The 22,152-nt window shown below is 71.4% G+C and carries 20 protein-coding genes and 2 pseudogenes; 10 read left to right on the forward strand and 12 right to left on the reverse strand.

Annotated features, from left to right (window positions below):
• The 7 genes and pseudogenes from GC203_RS21210 to ctaD form a co-directional block, all read right to left on the reverse strand.
• Window positions 1-1,134 (reverse strand): annotated as a pseudogene (locus GC203_RS21210) (TonB-dependent receptor plug domain-containing protein); the annotation flags it as partial.
• Between the two features lie 174 nt (window positions 1,135-1,308).
• The gene (locus GC203_RS21215) at window positions 1,309-2,247 is read right to left on the reverse strand and encodes a multicopper oxidase domain-containing protein (protein WP_293458629.1); all 939 of its coding nucleotides are present in this window, start codon (window positions 2,245-2,247) and stop codon (window positions 1,309-1,311) included.
• 10 nt (window positions 2,248-2,257) lie between these two features.
• A complete protein-coding gene (locus GC203_RS21220) occupies window positions 2,258-2,644 on the reverse strand; it encodes a cytochrome c (protein ID WP_293458631.1) in 387 nt (128 codons plus the stop codon).
• Window positions 2,641-3,321 (reverse strand): c-type cytochrome, encoded by a 681-nt coding sequence (locus GC203_RS21225; protein WP_293458633.1) that lies wholly within the window; start codon window positions 3,319-3,321, stop codon window positions 2,641-2,643. The genes GC203_RS21220 and GC203_RS21225 overlap by 4 nt, the downstream gene beginning before the upstream one ends.
• Before the next feature lie 11 nt (window positions 3,322-3,332).
• Entirely contained in the window at window positions 3,333-4,415 is a 1,083-nt protein-coding gene (locus GC203_RS21230; protein WP_293458635.1) for a multicopper oxidase domain-containing protein, read from the reverse strand.
• Window positions 4,416-4,528: 113 nt separating this feature from the next.
• The gene (locus GC203_RS21235; RefSeq protein ID WP_293458637.1) at window positions 4,529-5,062 is read right to left on the reverse strand and encodes an Rrf2 family transcriptional regulator; all 534 of its coding nucleotides are present in this window, start codon (window positions 5,060-5,062) and stop codon (window positions 4,529-4,531) included.
• A 104-nt stretch (window positions 5,063-5,166) separates the two neighbouring features.
• Window positions 5,167-6,819 carry a cytochrome c oxidase subunit I gene (gene ctaD, locus GC203_RS21240; protein WP_293458638.1) on the reverse strand — a complete coding sequence of 551 codons (1,653 nt, stop codon included), beginning with the start codon at window positions 6,817-6,819 and terminating at the stop codon, window positions 5,167-5,169.
• A gap of 211 nt (window positions 6,820-7,030) precedes the next feature.
• Between ctaD and GC203_RS21245 the strand changes: the two genes are divergently transcribed.
• Genes GC203_RS21245 through GC203_RS21255 form a run of 3 tightly spaced genes read left to right on the forward strand, consistent with a single transcriptional unit; the run spans window position 7,031 to window position 8,319 of the window.
• Window positions 7,031-7,453, forward strand: coding sequence for a group III truncated hemoglobin (locus GC203_RS21245; RefSeq protein ID WP_293458639.1), 423 nt, complete (start codon window positions 7,031-7,033; stop codon window positions 7,451-7,453).
• 2 nt (window positions 7,454-7,455) lie between these two features.
• Window positions 7,456-7,743, forward strand: coding sequence for a DUF1971 domain-containing protein (locus GC203_RS21250; protein WP_293458641.1), 288 nt, complete (start codon window positions 7,456-7,458; stop codon window positions 7,741-7,743).
• Complete coding sequence (locus GC203_RS21255) at window positions 7,744-8,319, forward strand: hypothetical protein (protein ID WP_293458643.1); 576 nt, start codon at window positions 7,744-7,746, stop codon at window positions 8,317-8,319.
• A 1,082-nt stretch (window positions 8,320-9,401) separates the two neighbouring features.
• On the opposite strand, the gene GC203_RS21260 is transcribed toward GC203_RS21255, so the two are convergent.
• Entirely contained in the window at window positions 9,402-9,731 is a 330-nt protein-coding gene (locus tag GC203_RS21260) for a hypothetical protein (RefSeq protein WP_293458644.1), read from the reverse strand.
• A 67-nt stretch (window positions 9,732-9,798) separates the two neighbouring features.
• Window positions 9,799-10,470 carry an SOS response-associated peptidase family protein gene (locus GC203_RS21265; protein WP_293458646.1) on the reverse strand — a complete coding sequence of 224 codons (672 nt, stop codon included), beginning with the start codon at window positions 10,468-10,470 and terminating at the stop codon, window positions 9,799-9,801.
• 101 nt (window positions 10,471-10,571) lie between these two features.
• Here GC203_RS21265 and GC203_RS21270 point away from each other — a divergent pair, with 101 nt between their 5' ends.
• Window positions 10,572-10,946 carry a hypothetical protein gene (locus GC203_RS21270; protein WP_293458648.1) on the forward strand — a complete coding sequence of 125 codons (375 nt, stop codon included), beginning with the start codon at window positions 10,572-10,574 and terminating at the stop codon, window positions 10,944-10,946.
• A 25-nt stretch (window positions 10,947-10,971) separates the two neighbouring features.
• Here GC203_RS21270 and GC203_RS21275 read toward each other — a convergent pair whose 3' ends face one another.
• On the reverse strand, window positions 10,972-11,172 hold the full coding sequence (locus tag GC203_RS21275) for a hypothetical protein (RefSeq protein WP_293458650.1): 201 nt from the start codon (window positions 11,170-11,172) through the stop codon (window positions 10,972-10,974).
• Entirely contained in the window at window positions 11,172-11,507 is a 336-nt protein-coding gene (locus GC203_RS21280; RefSeq protein ID WP_293458651.1) for a hypothetical protein, read from the reverse strand. Before GC203_RS21280 ends, GC203_RS21275 begins: the two co-directional genes overlap by 1 nt.
• Before the next feature lie 120 nt (window positions 11,508-11,627).
• Between GC203_RS21280 and GC203_RS21285 the strand changes: the two genes are divergently transcribed.
• The 3 genes from GC203_RS21285 to GC203_RS21295 all read left to right on the forward strand — a co-directional run bounded on the left by GC203_RS21285 (window position 11,628) and on the right by GC203_RS21295 (window position 19,139).
• Window positions 11,628-12,569 (forward strand): toprim domain-containing protein, encoded by a 942-nt coding sequence (locus tag GC203_RS21285; RefSeq protein ID WP_293458653.1) that lies wholly within the window; start codon window positions 11,628-11,630, stop codon window positions 12,567-12,569.
• 54 nt (window positions 12,570-12,623) lie between these two features.
• A complete protein-coding gene (locus GC203_RS21290) occupies window positions 12,624-14,621 on the forward strand; it encodes a ParB N-terminal domain-containing protein (protein ID WP_293458655.1) in 1,998 nt (665 codons plus the stop codon).
• Between the two features lie 288 nt (window positions 14,622-14,909).
• Window positions 14,910-19,139, forward strand: a complete 4,230-nt coding sequence (locus GC203_RS21295) for a strawberry notch family protein (protein WP_293458657.1) — start codon at window positions 14,910-14,912, stop codon at window positions 19,137-19,139.
• Here GC203_RS21295 and GC203_RS21300 read toward each other — a convergent pair.
• Window positions 19,136-19,450, reverse strand: a complete 315-nt coding sequence (locus tag GC203_RS21300) for a hypothetical protein (RefSeq protein WP_293458658.1) — start codon at window positions 19,448-19,450, stop codon at window positions 19,136-19,138. The two genes, GC203_RS21295 and GC203_RS21300, sit on opposite strands and share 4 nt — an antisense overlap.
• 215 nt (window positions 19,451-19,665) lie before the next feature.
• On the opposite strand from GC203_RS21300, the gene GC203_RS21305 reads away from it, so the two are divergent.
• The 3 genes and pseudogenes from GC203_RS21305 to GC203_RS21315 form a co-directional block, all read left to right on the forward strand.
• Window positions 19,666-20,127 carry a GcrA family cell cycle regulator gene (locus GC203_RS21305; RefSeq protein ID WP_293458660.1) on the forward strand — a complete coding sequence of 154 codons (462 nt, stop codon included), beginning with the start codon at window positions 19,666-19,668 and terminating at the stop codon, window positions 20,125-20,127.
• Window positions 20,128-20,381: 254 nt separating this feature from the next.
• Window positions 20,382-21,320 carry a DUF2493 domain-containing protein gene (locus tag GC203_RS21310; protein ID WP_293458662.1) on the forward strand — a complete coding sequence of 313 codons (939 nt, stop codon included), beginning with the start codon at window positions 20,382-20,384 and terminating at the stop codon, window positions 21,318-21,320.
• A 301-nt stretch (window positions 21,321-21,621) separates the two neighbouring features.
• Window positions 21,622-22,152: pseudogene (locus GC203_RS21315) on the forward strand (type VI secretion protein); the annotation flags it as partial.

A 22,152-nucleotide genomic window follows, 5' to 3' on the forward strand; every position in this document is an offset into this window, starting at 1 on the left:
CGCCACCACCGCGAGCCGGTCGGTGACGAACAGCCGGCCCTCGCCGAAGACGTCGGTGGCGTCGGCGTTCTGGTAGGTGTGCGAGGTCCGGGCTCCGCGCGCGCCCTTGATGTTCAGGTAGAAGTTGGAGTCCAGGTCGCCAGTGCGCAGCCAGGCGCCGAAATAGGCGTCGGCGCGGCGGCCGCCGATCTCGCCCTGCCAGTCGAACCGGCCGAAGACGCCGTAGTTGCGGCTCTCCTGGTCGATCACCTGGAAGATCGGGTGGTCGAGGTCCTTCCAGACCGCATAGACCGCGCCCTCAAAGACGGTGTTCTCGTTGAGCCGCCAGGTGGTGCGCAGCGAGGAACGGACGCCCCGCTGGTTGCGGGCCTGGTCGTTGGCGTAGTTGCCGGCCGCCGGCTGGCGCGGGTCGGCGTCGAACTGGGCCCGGGTGAGCGACCCGGGGATCTCCTGGTTGATGTTGGAGCCGTTGACGATGAAGCGCACCTCGCGGTCCTCGCCGAAGCTGCGGCCGATGTTCAGGGCCCCGAACTGGATGTTCTGCTGGCTCTGCGGCCGGTAGCCCTGGGCGCGCTGGTTGGTGCCGGCGACGTAGACGTCCCAGTCGCCGAACTGGCGGGCCATGGCCAGGTGCTCGCGGTGCAGACCGAAGCTGCCGCCTTCGATCCGGGCCTGGTCGTCGTAGCCGGCGTCCTTGCCGGTGGGGGTGACCAGGTTGAGCGCCCCGCCCAGCAGGGCCCCGCCGAAGCGCAGCGCGTTGCCGCCGCGATAGACCTCGGTGAAGCGGGTGTTGAGCGGATCGACCGCCTGGCTGTCGCCATAGCCGTCGGCCTCGTTCAGCGGCACGCCGTCCTGGGCGATCAGGAGGCCGCGGTTGTGGTTGGCGTTACCGATGCCCGAGCCGCGGATCGAGATGCGCACGTCGCCGCCCCACTTGCGCTGGGCGTAGACGCCGGGCGCGTCGCGCAGGACATCGTCGAGGGCGAGCGCGGCGCGGCTGGCGTAGGACTCCTGCGAGATCACCGAGACGGCCCCGGGCGTCTCCGACAGCGCCTTGCGGGCGCCGGCGACGACCGGCGGGTCTTCGGGGTCGCGGGCGCCGGTGACAATCACCGAATCGACCGTCACAGCCTCGTCCGCCCGGGCGGCCGCGGGAATGACGACGAACGCGATCAGACCCATCGCGCCGGCTGCGCCGGCGCGCTGGATGGTGGTCTTCATGAACTGACCTCTAATGATGCCCCTGGGCCGCCTCGCGCGGACCTGCGCGAGGCGGCGTCTCGTGCGTCGCCGGGGGATAGTGGCGGGCTATCGCACGAGAATGTTGTCGCCGCGGCCCATGGCAGGATCGGCGTCGTCCGAGAACATAATGACGGCCATCGCTCCGGTATGCGCATGCGGCATGGCGTGGTCGACGATCACGTTGGCGCCCGGAACGGGCGACACGAGATCGAACGTCGCACCATCTCCCGGACCGACAACGAGGCTCTGCAGGCCGGACCTGCGGTTCGCCGGATTCCCGCTGAGATAGACGGAGTCCCAGATGCCGCCGATGGGATGAAAGGACGAGAACTCGTTCGGTCCGGCGTTGACGAAATAGACCCGAACGCGCTCGCCGGGCTTCGCCACCAGCATCTTCGTCGCTTCGGGGTCGTGGACTGGATCATATTTGAAGGCGGTGTGGTTGAAGACGACGTTGCTCCACTCGCTCTTCATGATGGAATGCAGATCGTCGGGGTTGGGGTAGATCTCCGATTGGACAAGAACGTATTCCCGGTCCGCCTTCGGCAGAGCGTTGGGATCTTTCGGATCGACCAGGATCACCCCGAACATCCCGCGAGCGATGTGCTGGTACATCGGGTCGGCGCCGCAGTGGTAGTAGAAGGCGCCGGGGTACTTGGCGATGAAGGTGAAGGTCCGGGTCTCTCCGGGCTTCACGGGCTCGAAGTCCTTCACCACGTCGATCCGCGCGGCGTGCAGATCGATGGAATGCGAGTTCTTGTTCTTCGCGTCGTTGGTCAGCTCGATCGTCACCCGGTCGCCTTCGGTCACCCGAAGCAGCGGGCCCGGCGCCTGCCCGCCGAAGGTCCAAGAGGCTTGCATGGTGCCCTTGTTGTCGATCGGAAGGTCCAGTTCCTGAGCCGTCAGCTTCAGCGTTACATCCTTGGCCGCGGCGGGATGTGCGAAGATCAGCGCGAGCGCGGATGCCGCCCCCAGTGCAACGCGCATTGTTGTCGAAGCCCCCAATGTTGTTCTCCTATTCGGACTTGCTGCACTTGCAGACGTGGATGAGGTAATCGACCATCTGGTCGATCTGCCGGTCACTGAAGACCGAGGACCAAGGCGGCATCAGCGCCGACTTGTTGACGGATGCGCCGCCATTTCGGATCGCGCCGGCCATCTCCTCGCGCGGGATCGAAGACATGCCGGCCGTGTCCGTATGATCCTTCGGTTGAACAGAAAGCCCGACCGTGTTCACGCCCTTGCCGTTGCGGTTCACGCCGTGACACTGGGCGCAGTAGGTGTCGTAGAGCCGGGCCGACTCCTTGAATCGGGGGTCGTCCTCGGCGCCTGCGGCGGAAACGAGCAGCAGCGCCGCGAGCGCAGCGAGGCCGGCGCGCGCGAAGATTTTGGTCCTTGTCATTGTCCGCCTCTCAGGGAAGTGACGTAGGCGGTGAGGCGCTGCAGATCCTGATCGGACAGCCCCAGGCGCGGCATCCATACGAAGCGGTCGAAGACCTGCGGATCCTTGATGTAGGCCTGGACGTAGTCGGGTTGCAGCCGATCGCCGGCGTCATAGAGTTGCGGACCGGATAGGCCGCCCTGTCCGGGCTTGTCCTGGTGGCAGGCCGCACAGCCGCGCAGCTTGCCGAACGCCATCTTGCCCATGGTCAGGTTCGCGCCTTCGGGCTTGAAAGCGCCCGGCGTCACTTCTCCGCTCCCCTTGAGCCCCATCAGGGCATCGGCGAGCGACTCGGCCGCCTTGGGCTGGAGCTTGGGATGGGCCGGCAGGGCGGCCGTCTCGAGGGTGTCGCGTGGCTCGCCCGGCTTGGCGTGCGTGAACCAGAGCACGCCGCCGGGCCGAATGGTCGTGGGCGTTTGCAGCCATTTCACGAGCCACTCCCGGCGGAACTTCGCGCCGGCGTACCAGAGGTCCGGCCCCTTCCGCGTCCAGAGCCGCTCGACCGACGGGTCCGCCGGCTTTTCGAGAGCGTGGCAGGCGCCGCATTGCGCTTTGAGGTCGGCGGCCCCGTCCGCCCGGGCGGAGGCTGCGCTTGCAGTTGCAAGGACAGCGACGGTGAGGAATGTCGTAGTGTTCATGAAATTCACCGTCAGGCGATCGCCTCTCCTTTGAACCGGGGGTTCGGATAGACGCCGAGCGGCTTGCGAAGGGTCTCTTCGTAGTAGAAGTCCGGCAGGAACTCCTTGTGCGCCCAGTGGTAGTAGGGCTGGTCGTGCGGCACCCCCTCGTACTCGATCACGGTCATCACCCCGCCATGCGGCGTGTGGCCGTTCATGGTGTGGGCGTCCACATGGTCGTGGATCATCCAGCGGCCGGGATTGTCGCAGCGCAGGATGATGTCGTAGCGCTCGCCCGGCCCGACCAGGACAGTGTCCGCGTCGATCGGGGCCGGCAGCGGATGGCCGTCCTTGAACGCGATCTGGAACACATGGCCGTGGATGTGGATCGAGTGGAATCCGCCGCCAGCGCCGAACATGCGCAGGCGGATCACGTCCCCTTCCTTGACGCGGATCGGTTGCGTCTCGGGGAAGGACCGGCCGTTGATGGTGAAGTAGTCGAAGACGTCGCCGGGAATTCCGCCCTGCCCGGGCTTCTCCGCCCACGCCGACGCCCATTCCGAGAACATCAGGACATAGTCGCCGGTGACCTCCTTCTCGATCGGCCTCGGCGTCTTAGGGTCGACGATGAACGGCCCCCACATGCCGCGCGTGGCGACGTGCTCGTTCACGTTGACGTGGCAGTGGTACCACATGGTGCCGGCGGGCTCGGCGACGAAACTGTAGGTGAAGCTGTCGCCGGGCTGGATCCCCGGCTGGGTCATGTCCGGCACGCCGTCCATCGGCCACGTCCCGCGCTGCAGAAGGCCGTGCCAGTGGATGGTGTGGGGCAAGGTGGTCAGGTTGTTCACCACCACCTTCACCCGGTCGCCTTCGCGGACGTGGAACAGGGGCCCGGGAACCTGACCCCCGAACGCGAAGGTGTGGAACTTCTGCGTCCCCACCAGCGTGATGCGGGTGTCCTCGATGTTCATCTCGAAGTGGTGCGCCTGGCTCGTAGCCGCGGTCGGACGCGCCGGCGTCCCCTTGGCGATGGCCGGCGCCGCCGCAGCCGCCCCCAGGCCGGTGAAGAGCGCCGACCGCCGCGACAGGTCCTGCATTTCGAATGCCCCCAATTGATGTATTTCAAATACGTCTTTATGGCGTCGCTTGGCACAAAGCAATATCAAAAATACATCTTTATGGCGCGGCGAATGGGCCGGCGACGGAGTCCGGCGACATCGCTCGATCAGGCGGTGGGTGTCTTGCGGCGCGCCGTGCGGGCCCGCGGCGCCGAAACGCCGGAGGCGCTCACGGCGACACGCCTGCGCGTTGTCGCCGGGGACGGGGGCGCGGCGTTGAGGAGCCCCCTGAGGAGGTCTCCGTTTTCGGTCAGGTCGGCCAAGGTATAGCCGTCGAGGACGGCGAAGAAGGCCCCGGAGGCCTGTTGGAGCGCCCGCTTGAGCCGGCAGGCCGGCGCGATCGCGCAGGCCCCGTTGGCGGGGTCGAAGCAGGGCATCAGGGCGACGTCCGGCTCGGTCCGGCGCACGACGTCTCCCAGGACGATCTTGGAGGGCGGGCGCGCAAGGCGAAGCCCTCCCCGCTGGCCGCGAACGGTCTCGATGTAGCCGGCGACGCCCAGCTCATAGACCACCTTCATGATGTGGTTGCGCGACACGCCGTAGGTCTGGGCGATCTCGCTGATCGTGGGCAGCCGATCGGCATGGAGCGCGGCGTACATCAGCACGCGGAGCGCATAGTCGGTATATACGGTCAGACGCATGGAACTTCCGGGACGCAAAGCCGGGCTAAGATGTACCCAGTCTGCATCTTACCACGCCGGCGCGCCGTGCGCACGCGACGCAATCTGCGCGAGCGCGCTCCGGCTCATCCGCGACGGCGCCCGTCCTCGATATGCGGCAGCGTCGCGTATTGGTGGAAGGGCGGCGGCGACGGCAGGGTCCACTCCAGGGTGGTGGCGCCCTCCCCCCACGGGTTGGCCTCGCCCCGCCGGCGGCGCACGAACGCCTCGACCAGCAGCAGGACGAAGACGCCCATGCTCAACGCCATGACGGCGTATCCGATGGACGACACCTTATTCCAGGTGGCGAACCCCTCCGGATAGTCGACGATCCGCCGCGGCATGCCCTGCAGGCCGAGGAAATGCTGCGGGAAAAAGATCATGTTCGTGCCGATGAAGAAGATCCAGAAATGGATTCGGCCGAGCATCTCGTTGTATTTCAGGCCGCTGATCTTCTCGAACCAGTAGTAGAACCCGGCGAAGATGCTGAACACCGCGCCCAGCGACAGCACATAGTGGAAGTGCGCCACCACGTAGTAGGTGTCGTGGAACGTGAGGTCCAGCGCGGCGCTGGCGAGCGCGACACCGGTCACCCCGCCGATCACGAAGACGAAGATGAAGCCGATGGCCCAGAGCATGGGCGTCTTGAACTCGATGGAGCCGCCCCACATCGTGGCGATCCACGAGAACACCTTGATGCCGGTGGGCACGGCGATGACCATCGACGCGGCGGAGAAGTAGGCGGAGAGCTCCAGGCTCATGCCGACGGTGAACATGTGGTGGGCCCAGACCACCGAGCCCAGGACGGCGATCGCCAGCATGGCGCCCACCATCCCCATGTAGCCGAACACCGGCTTCTTCGAAAACGTCGCCACCACGTGGCTGACGATGCCGAAGCCCGGCAGGATCATGATGTAGACCTCCGGGTGACCAAAGAACCAGAACAGGTGCTGGTACATCACCGGGTCGCCGCCGCCCGCCGCGTCGAAGAAGTGGGTGTGGAAGTTGCGGTCGGTCAACATCATGGTGATGGCGCCTGCCAGCACCGGCAGCGTCAGCAACAGCATGAAGGCGGTGATCAGCACCGACCATGCGAACAATGGCATTCGCGTCAGGGTCATGCCGGGCGCGCGCATGTTGAAGATGGTGGTGATGAAATTGATCGCCCCGAGGATCGAGCTGGCGCCCGCCAGGTGGATCGACAGGATCACCAAGTCGACTGATGGCCCGGCGTGTCCGCTGGTCGACAGCGGCGGGTAGAGCGTCCATCCAGTTCCCGCGCCGTGCCCGGGCCCGCCATCGACGAACATCGAGGTGACCATGAGTGCGAAGGCGCCCACGAGCAGCCAGAAGGAGATGTTGTTGAGGCGCGGGAACGCGACGTCCGGCGCGCCGATCATCAGCGGGGTGAAGTAGTTCCCGAAGGCCCCCATCTGCGCAGGCATGATCGTAAAGAAGATCATGATCAGGGCATGGGCGGTCACCACAACATTGAAGCCATGCTTGCCCTCGAATAGGCCAAGCTGCGCCAGCCACGAGCCTTCGCCGAAGACCTGAAGTCCCGGCTCGTAAAGCTCCCAGCGCATCAGTCCAGACAACGCGCCGCCCAGGAAGCCGGCGAAGACCGCGAAGATCAGATAGAGCGTCCCGATGTCCTTGTGATTGGTCGAGAAGAGCCACCTCACGAGAAACGGCGGGCGATGGGCGTCTCTCCCGCCGGCGACCGGCGCAGCGTCCATGGTGATCTCCTTTCAGCTGCGGCAACCTAGCGAGCCGGGCAACCAAACATATATGAAAAATACTTCTATTTGTCGGCGCCACTTTTGCGCGATGGGCCGGCTGAAGCCCCTGGCGTTAAAAGCAGTATTGTATATATTTCTTATGAAGTCTCAGGAGGACGCGATGGCAGTCTTGGATCGGGACCGCGTAGGTCCGGGGGTCGCCGCAGGCGTGACCGAGGCCATGATCCACGACGTGGTTCATGGTTTCTACGACAAGGTTCGGCGTGATCCGGCGCTCGGTCCCATCTTCAGTCGCGAGATCCCGCAGGCCGCATGGCCGGCCCACCTCGCCAAGATGTGCGACTTCTGGTCCTCGGTGTTGCTGATGACCGGCCGATTCAAGGGCGCTCCAATGGCGACGCATGCCCGGCTGCCGGAGCTGCGCCCCACCCATTTTGCACGCTGGCTGCACCTGTTCCGGCACACCGCAGACCGGCTGTGTCCGCCGGAAGCTGCGGCTCTGTTCGTCTCAAGATCGGAAATGATCGCCGAAAGCCTCCAGCTCGGGATCGCAGCGCGGAGCGGCGCCCTTTCGATTGGGCCGCCGAGCGACGACGAGAGCCGGCGACCAACAAGGTCCGCCGGCTCGTGAGAATGCCCCGCGGCTTCACGCCCTACCGTCGGACCGATGTTTTCACCGAGGCCACGGTCCCGGCTGCACTGCGTCGCGACCACGCGACGCGGGAGGGGACCTGGGCGCGGATTCACGTTCTTGAGGGTCGCCTTGCCTACCGCATCACGGATCCTCGTCGGCCGACCGAAGAAACCGTGCTCACGCCGCAGCGACCGGCCGGCGTCATCGAGCCGACGATCCTTCACGCGGTCGAGCCCCTGGGCCCCGTCCGGTTCTTCGTCGAATTTCATCGGCAGGAGGGCGCCTGAATGCTGTGGCGACGGCGCGACATCGCCGGCGAACTCTGCGCCAAGCTGGTTCTGATGTGGAGCGGGCTCTCGATCGGCGTGGCCTTGCTGGCGACTCCGGCGAAATTTCGCGCCGCATCGCTCTCGCTCCCCGTTGCGCTCGAAATCGGCCGTGAGACCTTTCGCATTTACAACGCGGTCGAGGTCCTGTTGGGCTTGATTGTGGTGGTGCTGGCGGCGAACTCCACCTCGCGGCGTCGTTGGGGAGGCTGGCTCACTGTGCCCCTCGCGATCGTGGCGGTTCAGGTGGTTTGGCTGTCGCCGCTTCTCGCGGCGCGCACGGACCTGGTGCAAGCCGGTGCAGATCCCGGTCCATCGCCGGCCCATGCCCTCTACATCGCGGGTGAAACGCTTAAGATCGGGCTGCTGGCGATCGCCGGCTTTCGGTTCGACCCGAACCGCATTGGCCCGGAAAGTCTCGCCATGCCGCAGAGCTCCTGGGTCCCCCTCGGGATTACGGGGCGCGGCCTTCTGAACAAGCGGAGCCGGTATTCCGGGATTTCACGTTCGACGCGCCATCGTCCACGCCTGCCGTAGCCGTCACCATTCGACGTCTCTGCTCTTCGCCATCCGTGGCGGACCCGACAGGGTCGGCACGACCGACCCGTCCCAGACGGAAGGTCGCCGTTGCGCCAGTCGCGGACGTTAGCCTCCAGGCGGCAATCAGACCTTCCACGCCAGTTGCGGTGATTGTTTCCGACCCGCTCGAACGGGTTGAGTTGTGCGTCCGCCCGACGCCCTATGCGCGCCGATCGAATGCATCCGCGCGATCCAGGCGGAGACGGCGCAGAGCGTCATAGCGCCTGCAGGTTCACTTTGGTGGGGGTACAGCGGGCGGAGCATGGCCGTGCAGGCGTAGGCGGAGACTTCCTCCTCCCGTCTGCGGCGGGGTCTGCGGGCAGTCTTTTGGCTTAGCCTTGTCGTCTTTGCCCTGGCTCTTGTCGTCGTGACAGGATTTGTCCTTGTCTGGCTTTTCGGACGGCGCTGCCGGCCGGGACGGCCCGCTAACACCAGTCAACAGCAATTGGCCAGAGCCCGGGGCCGCAATACCCCCAATCGCCAGACCAAGGAGGCAGGCAGTAACGATCGAACGCATGTCTTTCCTCAAGGTCGACAATGGCGACGCTGGGCCCGCGATTCGGCCGCGGAGTCACGAGAACATAATGCCAACTCTCAGACTAGACTAGATGCGGCAACCATAGGCGGCCCGGTGGCCGGACTCCCGCATCAGCATTGGCTGCAGCGTGACTCGAATCACATCAGCCAGCGCACGCGGGATCCGGCGGTCGCCGAGGCGGAGCTGCGCTGAGCGCGCATCGCCCGCCGGACACTCGCCGCCACGTCTGTTGTCGGCCGCCGCAAGCCACCGCCCCGGGCGACCTGCACGGCGCCGCGCCGCGACGGCTGGACCTGTACGCCGAAATCTGCCCGGCGATGGGGTGGATCCCGGTCGGGTGCTGTGGCCCGCCGCCGACATGAGCGGCGACTATCCCAACGTGCTGCTGATGTTGAGCGCGGAGGTGCAGCTGCGCCCGCGCCTGCTAGTGGCCGACGCGCCGGGCGCCTCGCTCGACGTCCAAGTGCGCCGCTCAGCGAGCCGGCCGCCCCCGGGCCGGGCGTTAGCTGTTCGGCGCGGCGGAGGCGCGCAGGGCCGGCGACAGCTCCAGTCCGAGGGATTCGGTCGGCACCGCCGCGGTGGGATCGGCGGCGGCCGCGTTCCTCAGGCGCGTGCCGATATAGGCGCCATCGGCGTCGAGCAGGCCGGCCGTCAGGCCCTGCAGCTCCGTCGCAGCCTGACGCACCTCGTCGTGAGCGCCGATCGCTTCGGCCAGCGAGGCGTTGAGCGCCGCGGCCTGGCCGAAGCGGCGGTCGGCCAAGGCCTCGATCTTGGCGTCGTTGACCAGCTTTACCGCCGCGCCGATCGCCTGTTGCTGCAGCCAGCCGATCATCTCATGCTTGTGGTTACGCGCCAACACACGTGCGGCGGATCCCGCCCGCGGGGCCCCGGCGGCGGGCTCAGGCTGCTGCGGGCTGCGGTGGGTCGGCCACGAGCGTCCCCGGCGGCGGAGCCTTGAGCAGCGGGGCGTAGTCGGCGGCGGGGTCGAGCCATGCCCTGGCCCCCACGCGGTCGAGGACCACCGGCTGGCGGTTGTGGAAGGCGTGCATGTCGTCGCCCGGCGCCGTCTCCATCATCACCATGGTGTAGCTCTCGGTCGTCTCGCCCTCCCAGGCGTGGCGCGCCCATAGGCCGGCCAGGAACAAGGGCGCGCCGTCGGTCCGCGCGATGAGGTGTCTGGTCTTCTTGCCCTGCGGCCCGGTCCATTCGCAGATCGCCGTGGCCGGCACGAGGCAGCGGCGCGATTTCACGCTGTCGCGGAAGCTGGCCTTGGTCGCCATCTCCTCCGAGCGGGCGTTGTTGGTCGGGAACTTCCAGGCCTTGGCCGGACCCTTGTGGAAGAACGGCACCACACCCCAGCGGCCCACCGCCGGCTCATAGCCCGCGGAGAGATCAGCCCCGTCGATGGGGCGGATGAACAGGCCCTGGTACTTGGGATAGACGGTCGTGGCCCACGGCTGGTTGGCCAGCGTGTCGGGGCCGGCCGAAAGCGTCAGGCGCTGGCCCAGGAACCGCTCGAACGCTTCGACCCAGTCGTTGAGCGCGCCGTCCAGGGTGTAGAGGTTGCACATCGTGCGCAGGGTTGGCCCGCCGCCGTCGATCGTCCAGCAGCCCCCAGTTGCAGGCGCGCTCGCGCGCCGTCACGGTGCCGGTCTTCGCGCAGGGAGTCGCCATGAGGTTCGCCATCGCTGTCGTGCTCGCCCTTGTCGCATGCGGCTGGGCCCACGCCGAGACCTGCTTCAAGGCGGGCGAGGAAGCCTCCGGCATCGGCAAGGTCTGCACCTATCGCTGCAACGCCGGCGTCGAGACCGTGAATGTCGGGGCCGCGTCGGCCTGTCCGATCACCGCCGAGCGCGGCGCGACCGGCCCGGGACGCGGCTCGCGCCTGGACGAGACCCGCATGGGCGGCAGCCCGGGCCCGGCGGCCTGTTTCAAGCAGTGCGAGCGCGTGTCGGGGATGAGCAAGGCGTGCATCTACACCTGCTCGGGCACGCGGCGCGTCACCACGGTCGGGGCCGCCCAGCTCTGCCCGCTCACGCCGGAATAGGCCCCGCCGGCGGCATGCAGTTCGGTCACAGCTGCGCCGTCGCCGCCCCGGCGCGGCCGCAGCGGCTGCAGACCAGGCGGCGGCGGACATCGGCGGGTGTCGCGTCCGGCCCCAGCCTTGCGAACGCCGTCCCGCGCGACCACGCGGCCGTGTGGCCACATCCGCCGCAATGGATCCGCAGCCGCGCGCCGGGCTCCATGGTCCGCGCCAGGGTCTGGAACATCATCACGGGCGCCGCATGTCGGCTTCCGTCTTGGGCCAGACGAGGATGGCGAAGCGGCCGCAGACCCCGATCGGGCGGCCGCTGAAGCGCCCCGCCTCGTCGACGGGCATCACGCCGATCCGGAAGTCGTCGCAAAGGTCGCTCAGCGCCGCCGGCTGGGCATCGGAGCGCCAGGCCGCCATCTGGTCCAGCAGCCGCCGGGAGCCGTCGGCCGCGACGCCGAGCGCGCGCAGCGTCGCGGCGGCGTCGCCGCAGGAGCGGGCCTGCCAACCCGTCCATGGCGGGGCGCTGGCCTCGAGGCGCGCGCAACGAAGCTGGTAGGGCGTGGGGCCGTGCATTATCGAACAAAAGCAGAACATGAACGCTTGCGCGAGTCCGGCGACGCGTCCCACCCGCCGAGCCGCCGCGGCGCGACGAAGGAAGGGCGAGCGGTGCGTCCCACAGACTTGGAGGCTTCGATGACCCGATCCTTCAACGCCCGAACCGGGCTGGCCGCGATCGCCCGCGCCCTGGGCGGCGAGACCTACGACGCGGGGCGGCGGGCGCTGGTCCCCGCCCCCGGCCACGGTCCGGCCGACCGTTCGGTGTCGCTGCGCCTCGTGGGCGACCGGCTGCTGGCGCACAGCTTCGGCGCCGCCGACTGGCGCGAGGTGTTTGACGACCTGCGCGCCCGCGGCTGGATCGACGCCGACCATCGGCTCTGCGGGGCCGGCGGCGCGACGCCCGCCGGCGCCGGCGATCCCGCCCCGCCCGATCCGACCCGGGCCGAGCGCGTGCGCGCCGCGCGCGCGCTGTGGGCGTCGGGGACCGCGGTGGGCGCGGACAGCCCCGCGGGGCGGCATTGCGTGGCGCGCGGCGTCGACCTGGCGCTGGACACGTTGGGCGCGCTGCGGGCCGGCGCCGCCGTGCCCCTGGGGGTCTATCGCGATCGCGGCCCGCGCCTGCCGGCCCTGCTGGCTGGGGTGAGCGGGCCGGACGGCGCCCTCACCGCCGTGGAGGTCACCTACCTCGATGCCCGCGGCGCGCGCAGCCGCCTGGCGCGCCCGTCCCGCAAGTTGGTGGGGACGCTGCCGGCCGGCTCGGCGGTGCGTCTGGCGCAGCCGGCCGCGGCGATGCTGGTCGCCGAGGGGGTGTTCACCACCTTGAGCGCGATGATGCGGTTCGGGCTGCCGGGCTGGGCGCTGCTGTCGACGAGCAACCTGCGGCGCTGGCGCGCGCCGAGCGGCGTGCGTCGGGTGCTGATCGCCGGCGACCGCGGCGCCGACGGCGAACGCTCGGCCGGCGTCCTGAGCGCCGCCCTGGTGGCTCAGGGGGTGGACGCCGAGGTGACCCTGCCGCCGCCCGGCGCCGGCGACTGGAACGACCTGCTTTGCGCTGAAAAGGCGGAGGAAGGGACCTGAAGGGCGTCCGGATCGGCGGGAAGGGTCCCGTCCGGCCGGGCGGGAGACGCTTCGATGTCCGCAAATCCTTCCACCCCTGAACCCGCCGCGCCGCGCCTGCCCAAGCTGTTCGCGCTAGGCGATCTCGACGTCGCGCCCGAGAACCTGCGCGCCGGCGAGCCGCCCGACGCGGCCATCCCCGAGCTGGCCGCCACCCTGCGCGCGGCGGGCCTGCTGCAGCCGCTGACCGTGCGGCCCGGCAAGCGGCGCGAGAAGCCGGCCATGGTGCTGGACGGCCGCCGCCGCCTGCTGGCGCTCAGGACCCTGCGCGACGCCGGCGAGATCGGCGACGACTTCCCGGTCGCGGCGTTCGAGGAGACCACCGCCGAGCGCCAGGCCGCCGCGGTCGTGCTCACCAACACCGGGGTGCCGGTGCACGTGGCCGACGTCGTCGTGGCGATCGGCCGGATGCTGAAGGCGAAGCTGACGCCTCCCATGGTCGCCGCCGCCCTGGGTTACGCCGAGATCGAGGTGCGTCGGCTGGCCGCCCTGGCGGGCCTGCACCCCAAGGCGCTGGAAGCGCTGAAGGCCGGCCGCCTCAACCTGCGCCAGGCCCGGCTGCTGGCGCGCCTGCCGCACCGCCAGGAGCAGGGCGAGATCGCCGAGGCCGCCCTGAACGGCTTCGGCTTCCCGGAGTGGCGCATCACCGACCGCCTCGACGCCGGGCAGGTGACCGTGCGCGACCGGCGCTTCCGCCTGGTGGGCGCGGCGCGCTACGCCGCCGCCGGCGGCCGGGTCGAGTCCGACCTGTTCGGGGAGCGGCCCGACGTGGTGCTGGACCCGGCGATCCTGCAGGACGCCTGGACCGCCCGCGCCGCGACCCTGGCCGAAGGGCTCGGCGGAGCCGGCGTCACGGTCCAGGTGGAGGTCGCCCCGTCCGAGGTCGAGGACCCGGACCTGACGCCGTTTGGGGAGGCCTATGGCCTGGGGCTGGACGCCGAGGCCCTGGCGGCCTGGGACGCCGCCCAGGAGGCGCAGGCCGAAGCCGCCGAGGCGCTCGAGGATCTCGACTGGGCGTCGGAGGCGGCCGACCCGGCGCTCGGCGCCTGGCTGGCGGCCAAGCTCGCCGCCGAGCGCGCGGGCGAACCGCCGCGCGAGCTGAGCCTCGTGCAGGTGTTCGCCGACGGCCGGACGGGTCTCGACCTTCGCGCCTTCGGGCCGGCGTCGGCCGAGCTCGATCCGCAAGCGGAGACGACGGACGACGACACGTCCGACGCGGACGGGACCGTGGCGTGGCCGCGGCGGTCCGAGCCGGCGGCGCCCGCACCGGTGGCCGTGGCGCCGCGGCCGCAGCTGGAGGGCGTGGGCCACGCCCTGCACGAGACGCGCACGGACGTCGCCACGCGCGCCCTGATCCGGGCGCTGGCCGACGACCCGGGCGCGGCGCTCACCGCCCTGGCGGCGCGGCTGTTCGCGGTGCTGGTGCTGGCCCGCGACCGGGCGCGCGGCGGCGGGGCGCTGACCTTGACCGCGGAGGCCTACGGGCGGCCGCGCTCGCCGCCGATCCCGGCGCTGGACGGCGACGTGCGCCGCCGCCTGGCCGAGCGGCGCGCGACCTGGGAGGGATCGGGCCTGTCGCCGATCGCCTGGGCCGCCGGCCTGGCGCACGGCGAGAAGATGGCGCTGCTCGCCGAGCTCGTGGCCCTCAGCCTGGACCTGCGCGAGGAGCGCACCAGCGCGGTGCGGGCCGCCGCACGGGCCGAAGCGGTGGAGATCGCCGCCCTCTGCCAGGCCGACGTGACCCTGCACTGGACCCCCGACGCGGCGTTCCTGGGCGCCCATCCCAAGGCCCAGCTGCTCGAGATGCTGGAGGCCATGGGCGCCGGAACGGCCCAGGCGGGCGCCTGCCGCAAGACCGAACTCGTGGCGCTGGTCGCCGAAGCGGCCGCCGAACGGGGCTGGGCGCCGCCGGAGCTCTCCTGGGCGGCGGAGGCGCCGGACGACGCGTCCGGCGACGACGCCTCGACGTCCGGTGAGCCGACGGAAGACGACCCAGACGCGCGCTCCGCCTGAACCCCTGCGCCGGCCGCGCATGCCCGTCGCGAACGTCCCGGATCCGCGCGCCGAAGGCGCCGGCGCGGCCGGGCGTGGGCCTGTCTGGAGCGCGCTGCGCCGTCCTTCGGGGCGGCGGCTCCCACCGCGGTGCGCGGCCGGCTGGCGGCGCCGTTCCGGTCGCTCCGGGACGGCGCCGTCGTCCTGCGACGGACAGGCCGGCCGAGGACGAAGGCGGAGGAAGGCCGGGGACGGGCGAGCCCGGCGGACCGGAGGGAGACGCCTTCCGCGCCGGGCGGGAGATCCGCCATGACCCTGCCCCCGTCCCTGCCCGCCGCAGATATCCGCGCCGCCAACCGCTTGGCCGCGGCCCGCGCCTTGGTCCCGCATCTCGCCCGGGGCAGGCCCCTGGACCGCCGTATGGTCTCGGCGATCCTGACCACCGCCTTCGGCGCGACCGACGCCGAGGGCGGCTGGGACTGGCGCGACGCCTATGACGCCGTCGAGGCGGCGCTGGTGCTGCAGGTGCGGCGGCTGGGGACAGCGCGGCTCGCGGAGGCCCCGGCCGACGGGGTCGCAGACCTGGCGGCGCTGTCAGGGCTGGGGCTCACCCACACCCGCCGCTCCGAAGAGCAGCTGGCCCTCGACCAGTTCTCGACCCCGGCCCCGCTGGCGGGCCTGCTGGCGCTTGCGGCGAAGGTCGGGCCTGGCGACCGGGTGCTGGAGCCCTCGGCCGGGGTGGGCATGGTCGCCGTGGTCGCCGAGGCCTGCGGGGCCTCGCTGTCGCTCAACGAGCTGAGCGGCGCACGCGCCGGCCTGCTGGACGGTCTCTTCCCCGACGCGTCGCGGACGCGGCTCGACGCCGCTCATCTGGGCGATCTTCTGGCCGGGGCCGGCGGCTTCGACGCCTGCCTCATGAACCCGCCGTTCGCGGGTCTGGGCTCGCACCTGACGGCGGCCCTGGCGTGCCTCGCCGACGGCGGGCGGCTCGCCGCCATCGTGCCGGCCTCGGCCCTGGCCGACCGCGCGCTCTGGCGGCGACTGTCAGGCGAAGGGCGGATCGCGGGCGCCCTCGCCCTGCCCGCGGGGGCCTTCGCCAAGCACGGCACGGGCGTGGCGACCGGCCTGCTGGTGGTCGACCGCGGGGCGGCGGGCGAGCCGGCCGCGGTGGAGGCCGCAGCGGACCTCGCGGCGGCGGCGGCCTGGGCGGCCGCGGTTGCGGACCGGCCGGGCGCGCGGACGCGGGCGCCGCTGCGCGCACCGCCCGCGCCGAGTTTGCGGGCGCGGTCGGCGGGTCCCGCGGCGGGCCTGCGGGGCGTCGCGGGGGCCGCGCCGCTGGACTACGCCGTGCGCGACTGGTCGGGCGAGGGCCGCGACGTCGGCCTCTACCAGGCCTGGCGGCTGGGGCGCATCGCCTTCGCCGACGAACGGCCGCACCCGACGCCGCTGGTCGAGTCCGCCGCCATGGCGTCGGTGGCCTCGCCGGCCCCCGCCTACCGGCCGAGGCTGCCGCCGGCCCTGCGATCGGAAGGCCGGCTGTCCGACGCCCAGGCCGAGACCGTGGTCTATGCCGGGGAGGCCCACGCCGCCCTGCTGCCCAGCCGGTGGACCCTGGGCGAGGCGCCGCACGAGCTGCGGCTCGCCGACGAGGACGCCGAAGGCGGCTTTCGGCTGCGGCGCGGCATGTTCCTGGGCGACGGCACCGGCGCCGGCAAGGGCCGCCAGGTCGCCGCGATCATCGCCGACAACATGGCCCAGGGCCGCGGGCGCGCGCTCTGGCTGTCGCGCAACGAGGCCCTGCTGGAGGACGCCCGGCGCGACTGGGCCGCGCTCGGCGGCGCGGTCCACGAGATCCTCCCGCAGAGCCGCTGGAAGCAGGGCGAGGCGATCGCGCTCGAGCGGGGGATCCTGTTCTCCACCTACGCCACCCTGCGCCAGCCGGCGCGCGGCGCGCGGCCCTCGCGCCTCGACCAGGTCTCCGCCTGGCTGGGTCCGGACTTCGACGGGGCGATCGTCTTCGACGAGGCCCACGCCATGGGCGGGGCCGCCGGCGGCGCGGGCGGCCGGGGCCCGAGGAAGCCCTCGCAGCAGGGCTTGGCGGGGCTTGCCCTGCAGAACCGCCTGCCGCTCGCGCGCGTGGTCTATGTCTCGGCGACCGGCGCCACCGAGCCCGCCAATCTCGCCTATGCGGCCCGGCTCGGCCTCTGGGGCGGGCCCGACGCGCCGTTCGCGACGCGGTCCGACTTCCTGGACGCGGCCGAGACCGGCGGCGTGGCCTTCATGGAGCTGGTGGCGCGCGAGCTGAAGGCGCTGGGCCTCTATGTGGCCCGCAGCCTGTCGTTCGAGGGGGTGGAATATGCGCCGCTGGCCCATGCGCTCACGCCCGAGGACGTGGCGCTGTGGGACGCCTGGGCCGACGCCTTCCAGGTGATCCACGCCAACCTCGGCGCCGCCCTACGCGCCGTGGGTGTCGTCGGCGATGACGGCAAGGTGGCGAGCGGCGCGGCGCTCAGCGCCCTGCGCTCGGCCTTCGAGAGCGCCAAGCTGCGCTTCTTCGGCCACCTGCTGGCGGGGCTGAAGGCGCCCAGCCTGGTCGCCGCCATCCGCCGCGACCTGGCCGCCGGCCGCTCGGCCGTGGTGCAGATCGTCTCGACCAACGAGGCGGTCACCAACCGCCGGCTGGCCGAGATCCCGCCGGAGGAATGGTCCAACCTTCAGGTGGACCTGACGCCAAAGGACTACGTCCTCGACTATCTGAAGGGCGCCTTCCCGACGGCCCTGATGGAGGCCGTCGAGGGCGAGGACGGCGAGGCCGTCCTGGTCCCGGTGATGCGCGACGGGACGCCCGTGCACAGCCAGGCGGCGCTGCGGCTGCGCGACGAGACGATCGCCGCGCTCGCCGCCCTGCCCGCCGCGCCGGGCGTGCTGGACGCCCTGCTGGAGGCCTTCGGGACCGGCGCGGTGGCGGAGATCACCGGACGGTCGCGGCGGGTGGTGCGGATCGAGGGCCGCCGCGTGGTGGAGCGGCGCTCGGCCTCCGCGGCCAAGGCCGAGACCGACGCCTTCATGGATGGCCGCAAGCGGGTGCTGGTGTTCTCCGACGCCGGCGGGACGGGGCGCAGCTATCACGCCGCCCTGAACGCGGCGAACCGCCAGCGGCGCGTCCACTACCTTGTGGAGCCGGGCTGGCGGGCGGACGCCGCCATCCAGGGCCTGGGGCGCACCCATCGCACGCACCAGGCGTCTGCGCCGCTGTTCCGGCCGGTGACCACCGACATCCACGGCGAGAAGCGGTTCCTGTCGACCATCGCGCGGCGGCTGGACTCGCTGGGCGCGCTGACCCGCGGCGAGCGGCGCACCGCCGGCGCCGGGCTGTTCCGCGCCGAGGAAAATCTGGAGAGCCCCTGGGCGCGCCGCGCGCTGCTGGTGTTCTACGGCGCCCTGGCGCGCGGCGAGCTGGCGGCCATGTGCCTGGCCGCGTTCGAGCACAAGACCGGACTGTCGCTGCTCGACGCCGAAGGCCTGCTGAAGGCCGTCGACGACCTGCCGCCGATCAACACCTTCCTCAACCGCCTGCTGGCCTTGCGGATCGCCGACCAGAACGCCCTGTTCGCCGAGTTCGAGAAGATCCTGGCCGGGGTGCTGGAGCACGCGGCCGCCGCCGGCCAGCTCGACCACGGTGTCGAGGATATCGTCGCCGAGGACCTGAACGTGCTGGGCGAGGAGGTCGTGCGGACGGACGCCGCCACGGGGGCCGAGACCCGGCTGGTGGCCTTCGCCCTGCGGACCCGGCGCGAGCTGATGGCGGTTGACGAGGCCCTGGCGCGGGCCGAGGCGCTCGGCGAGGCCGCGGTGCTGGCGATCAACGGCCGCTCCGGCCGCGCGGCCCTGGTGGAGCTGGGCCTGACCACCACCGACGCGGACGACCGCCTGCTGCCGGCCGTGCGGTTGCGGCGGCCCGAGGGGCGTTCGCTGGAGACGGCGGCCGCCTTTGCGGAGTCGGCCTGGGCGCCGGCCGCGCCGGACGCCTGGCGCGCGGCTTGGGCCGCCGAGGTCGCGGCGGCCGACCCGTGGCGCACGCGCGAACTGACCCTCGCCACCGGGTTGCTGTTGCCGGTCTGGGCGCGTCTGCCGGCCAAGGGCGCGCAGGTGCGCAGGGTCAAGGCGCCGGACGGCCGCCGATGGCTGGGGCGCGTGCTCGACCCGGCCCAGGTCGCCGCCCTCAAGGCCGCGCTCGGGGTCAGCAGCCTCGCCGAGGCCTGGGCCGACGGACAGGTGGTGTTGCGCGAGAGCCTCGAGCGGGGCGTGCAGCTCGGGCTGGCGGGCGGACTGTGGCTGCGGCGCGCGCGGGTGATGGACCGCTGGCGGCTGGAGGTCGTGAACGGCGCCGGCGAGCGCGCGGCGCTGGTCGCGCTCGGATGCTTCACCGAGATCATCGCCTATACGCTGCGGGTGTTCGCACCGACCGACCGGCCCGAGGTGGTCGAGGCGATCCTGCGCCGCCACGCGGTCCTGCAGGCCCTAGAGCCGGGGGGTTAGTCGGAGCCCAGGGTCTCCGCGCCGGACGCCTCGCCGGCCAAAAGGTCGGCGTGCTCGGCGTCGCGGACCGCCCGCGCGACATTCAGGCGGACGTAGAGGCCGGCGGCGGGATGGCCCTTGAGCGCCCGGGCCGCCGCGGCCGCCGCCTGCGAGAGGCTGGGCAGGGCGGCGCAGAGCACGACCTGCCGGCGTCCGGTCCGGCCGGCGGCCACGACCAGGTTGCCGGCCGTGGCGGGGAGGCTCTCCGGGGCGAGGCGGCGGAAGCGGTAGGCGGCCCCGGAGGCGCCGGCGAGGTCGATGAAGTCGGGCATTGGTCCTGCCATAGCCTTTGGCCTTCGGTGACGCCAAGCCGCATCGGATCGGGCGTGCCCCGGCCGGACGGCCGGGTCGGGCTCTACGCGCCGCGCGCGGCTTCCGGAGCCCCGTCCCGGGTCTCCGCCCTGGCGGGTGACGATCCCTCACGCGGGAGCCGAAGGAAGGACGGGGTCGGGCGAGCCGATCGGGCTCGCTGTCTTGGAGTCTTCCGATGTCCACGGCTTCCGACTGGACCGACGCACGCGTCGAGCTGCTCTCCGACCTCTGGCGCGAGGGTCTCAGCGCCAGCCAGATCGCGCGGCGCCTGGGCGGCGTCACCCGCAATGCCGTCATCGGCAAGGTCCACCGCCTCGGCCTCTCGGGCCGAGCCAGGGCCAGCACGCCCGGAACGCGGCGGCCGAAGGTCCGGCGCGAACGCCGCCTGCGGATCATCAAGCCCGTGCCGGCCGCGGCTTTCGACCGTCCGGCCATCGAGCCGCCGGCGTCCGGCGGGGCGACGGTGCTCAGCGTGCGCCGCGGCCAGTGCCGCTGGCCGATCGGCGAGCCCCGCCACGACGACTTCCGGCTGTGCGGCCGGGCCGCGACGCGGGGCGCCTACTGCGCGGCCCACGGCGCCCTGGCCTATCGTCCCGTCGCGCCCGACCATCTGCTGCGCCTGGCCGGCCTGAGCTGAGGCGCACCTCGCGCGGCGCCCGGCGCGAGCGCGCGCCGGATGGCGCGTCCGCCTCTGCGGGCGGACGCAACGCCCCCACACAACGCCCTCCCATCCTGTCACGTCACCCGGGCCGTCAACGGCCTGGCGGCCGTTGCCCTCCGCTTCGCGAGAGGCGCTCCGCTCCGGTGACCGCCCGGGGCCCGACGTGGCCAGGAGGGGGGTCGTTGCGCGTGGGGCGCATCGGCGATCCCACCCCTTGCGGAGACCTTCCGATGACCTTCTCCCTTCATGACTTCGTCGCGTCCGACACCGCCTTCGACGTGCAGACCAGCGCGCTGGAGGACCCGCGGCCGCATCCCACGGAGGCGGCGCTCGTCCAGCTCGGCCAGGCGCTGATGACCGAGCTCGTCGACCTGGTGAGCGACACCGCGCTCGAGGAGGTTCGCACGATCCTCTGCGAGTGCCTGATCGGCGGCTTCCACTCGGCGGCGGGACGCATCGAGCGCGACGCGGACCGGGCGCGCGACCGGATGCGCCTGCTGGAACGCGATTTCGACGGCTCGGAAATGGCCGACACCGAACTGCAGGCGGCGACCCTCGCCGCCCGCTCGGCGGACGTAGCCCAGGCGGCCTGCGAACTGATCCGCGACGCCGCCGCCGAAGCCTACGCGACCGCCACCGGCGAGGTCTGGACGCCCTGGCGCGGCAGCCGCCGCGGGTCGCACCTGACCGCCGCCCAGCTGGAGGCCAAGCAGGCCCTGCGCGCGATCGCCGAGCGGCGCACACGGGCCGCCGATCCGGCCGGCCCCGTGGTGGCTTTCCGCGGCGCCCCGTTCGCGGACACTCCGGCGGACGGCGGACGGATCTTCGACGCCCTCAACTGGGCGCGCGCCCAATGGCCGGACATGGTGCTGGCCACCACCGGGGCCCGCGGCGCCGAGCGGCTGGCGATCCGCTGGGCGCAGCAGAAGGGCGTCACCCTGGTGCTCGCCCGCGCCGACTTCGATCGCCACGGCAAGGCCGCGCCGTTCCGCGCCAATGACGAGCTCATCGCCCTGGAGCCGGTGTGCTGCCTGACCCTGGCGCAGACGCTCGACCCCCGGAAGGCGGACGGCTCGCACCCGTTCGGGCCGGCGCAGAACCTGGCGCAGGAGGCCCACGCCCACGGCGTCCGGCACGTGGCGATCCGTCCCCACGCCGCAGCCGCATGACGGACCCGGCCTGGACCCGCTCGGCTTCGGCCGGGCGGGTTTTCCGCGTCTGGCCCAGCGAGGGGATTCGCATGAGGTTTCGCAGGCGCATTCGAGGCCGGATGTTTTGATGGATCTTGATGAATGTTGATTTGCGTTGATGAGACCGCGATTTTTGCGGCGGATGGCAAGATAAAAGAGATGAGCTTGGGCTTCAGTTTCTGTACGCTTTCAGAGACATGTCCTTGTCGCACCTGCGCTCGATGACGTGTCGTGACTTGGCGCCGGTCTATGCGGCGCACTTGCACACAGAGCCTGTCAGATGCTTGTCCGCGATGCCGTACAATCTCGTCTTCCGTCGGTCCCCCACGACGCAGGTCGCGCCGGGCTGCCGAACAAGCTGAAGCCGGACTCATCTCACGCTCGGCTCTCCGTACTGCGGCGGCTATCGGCGTCTCGGCTGTTTGCGATCGGCGAACGCGCTGGCGTTCTCAGAGCCGCGCAAGCGCGTTCAGGGCGCCCCTTCAGGCTGGACGTTCGCCAGCGGGTGATCGTCAAGGCCCTCGTTTCGCGGCACACCGGCAAGGGCGCGACCCGCGGATTGGCGCTTGGGCGGCACCTTCTCTATCTGGCCCGCCCCGGCGCGGGCCTGGATGGTGATCGGCCCCCCTTTTTCGACAACTCGCGCGACCAGGTCGACGCCCACGCGATTCCGGCGGACTGGTCGGAGGATCGGCACCATTTCCGCTTCATCATCTCGCCCGAGCATGGCGACCGCATCGCCGACCTTCGCGGCTACGTGCGTGAGGTGATGCGGCGGGTCTCCCGGGACCTCGGACAGCCGGACCTGGAG

The sequence above is a fragment of the Phenylobacterium sp. genome, assembly GCF_016124325.1.
Lineage (GTDB): Bacteria > Pseudomonadota > Alphaproteobacteria > Caulobacterales > Caulobacteraceae > Phenylobacterium.

What these genes read in the sequence shown, in the direction of transcription:
- GC203_RS21220 (WP_293458631.1), bottom strand. Translation starts at nt 2,644, where the DNA reads ATGACAAGGACCAAAATCTTCGCGCGCGCCGGCCTCGCTGCGCTCGCG.
- GC203_RS21225 (WP_293458633.1), bottom strand. Translation starts at nt 3,321, where the DNA reads ATGAACACTACGACATTCCTCACCGTCGCTGTCCTTGCAACTGCAAGC.
- GC203_RS21235 (WP_293458637.1), bottom strand. Translation starts at nt 5,062, where the DNA reads ATGCGTCTGACCGTATATACCGACTATGCGCTCCGCGTGCTGATGTAC.
- ctaD (WP_293458638.1), bottom strand. Translation starts at nt 6,819, where the DNA reads ATGGACGCTGCGCCGGTCGCCGGCGGGAGAGACGCCCATCGCCCGCCG.
- GC203_RS21250 (WP_293458641.1), top strand. Translation starts at nt 7,456, where the DNA reads ATGCCCCGCGGCTTCACGCCCTACCGTCGGACCGATGTTTTCACCGAG.
- GC203_RS21255 (WP_293458643.1), top strand. Translation starts at nt 7,744, where the DNA reads ATGCTGTGGCGACGGCGCGACATCGCCGGCGAACTCTGCGCCAAGCTG.
- GC203_RS21260 (WP_293458644.1), bottom strand. Translation starts at nt 9,731, where the DNA reads ATGATCGGCTGGCTGCAGCAACAGGCGATCGGCGCGGCGGTAAAGCTG.
- GC203_RS21265 (WP_293458646.1), bottom strand. Translation starts at nt 10,470, where the DNA reads ATGTGCAACCTCTACACCCTGGACGGCGCGCTCAACGACTGGGTCGAA.
- GC203_RS21270 (WP_293458648.1), top strand. Translation starts at nt 10,572, where the DNA reads ATGAGGTTCGCCATCGCTGTCGTGCTCGCCCTTGTCGCATGCGGCTGG.
- GC203_RS21275 (WP_293458650.1), bottom strand. Translation starts at nt 11,172, where the DNA reads ATGATGTTCCAGACCCTGGCGCGGACCATGGAGCCCGGCGCGCGGCTG.
- GC203_RS21280 (WP_293458651.1), bottom strand. Translation starts at nt 11,507, where the DNA reads ATGCACGGCCCCACGCCCTACCAGCTTCGTTGCGCGCGCCTCGAGGCC.
- GC203_RS21285 (WP_293458653.1), top strand. Translation starts at nt 11,628, where the DNA reads ATGACCCGATCCTTCAACGCCCGAACCGGGCTGGCCGCGATCGCCCGC.
- GC203_RS21290 (WP_293458655.1), top strand. Translation starts at nt 12,624, where the DNA reads ATGTCCGCAAATCCTTCCACCCCTGAACCCGCCGCGCCGCGCCTGCCC.
- GC203_RS21295 (WP_293458657.1), top strand. Translation starts at nt 14,910, where the DNA reads ATGACCCTGCCCCCGTCCCTGCCCGCCGCAGATATCCGCGCCGCCAAC.
- GC203_RS21300 (WP_293458658.1), bottom strand. Translation starts at nt 19,450, where the DNA reads ATGCCCGACTTCATCGACCTCGCCGGCGCCTCCGGGGCCGCCTACCGC.
- GC203_RS21305 (WP_293458660.1), top strand. Translation starts at nt 19,666, where the DNA reads ATGTCCACGGCTTCCGACTGGACCGACGCACGCGTCGAGCTGCTCTCC.
- GC203_RS21310 (WP_293458662.1), top strand. Translation starts at nt 20,382, where the DNA reads ATGACCTTCTCCCTTCATGACTTCGTCGCGTCCGACACCGCCTTCGAC.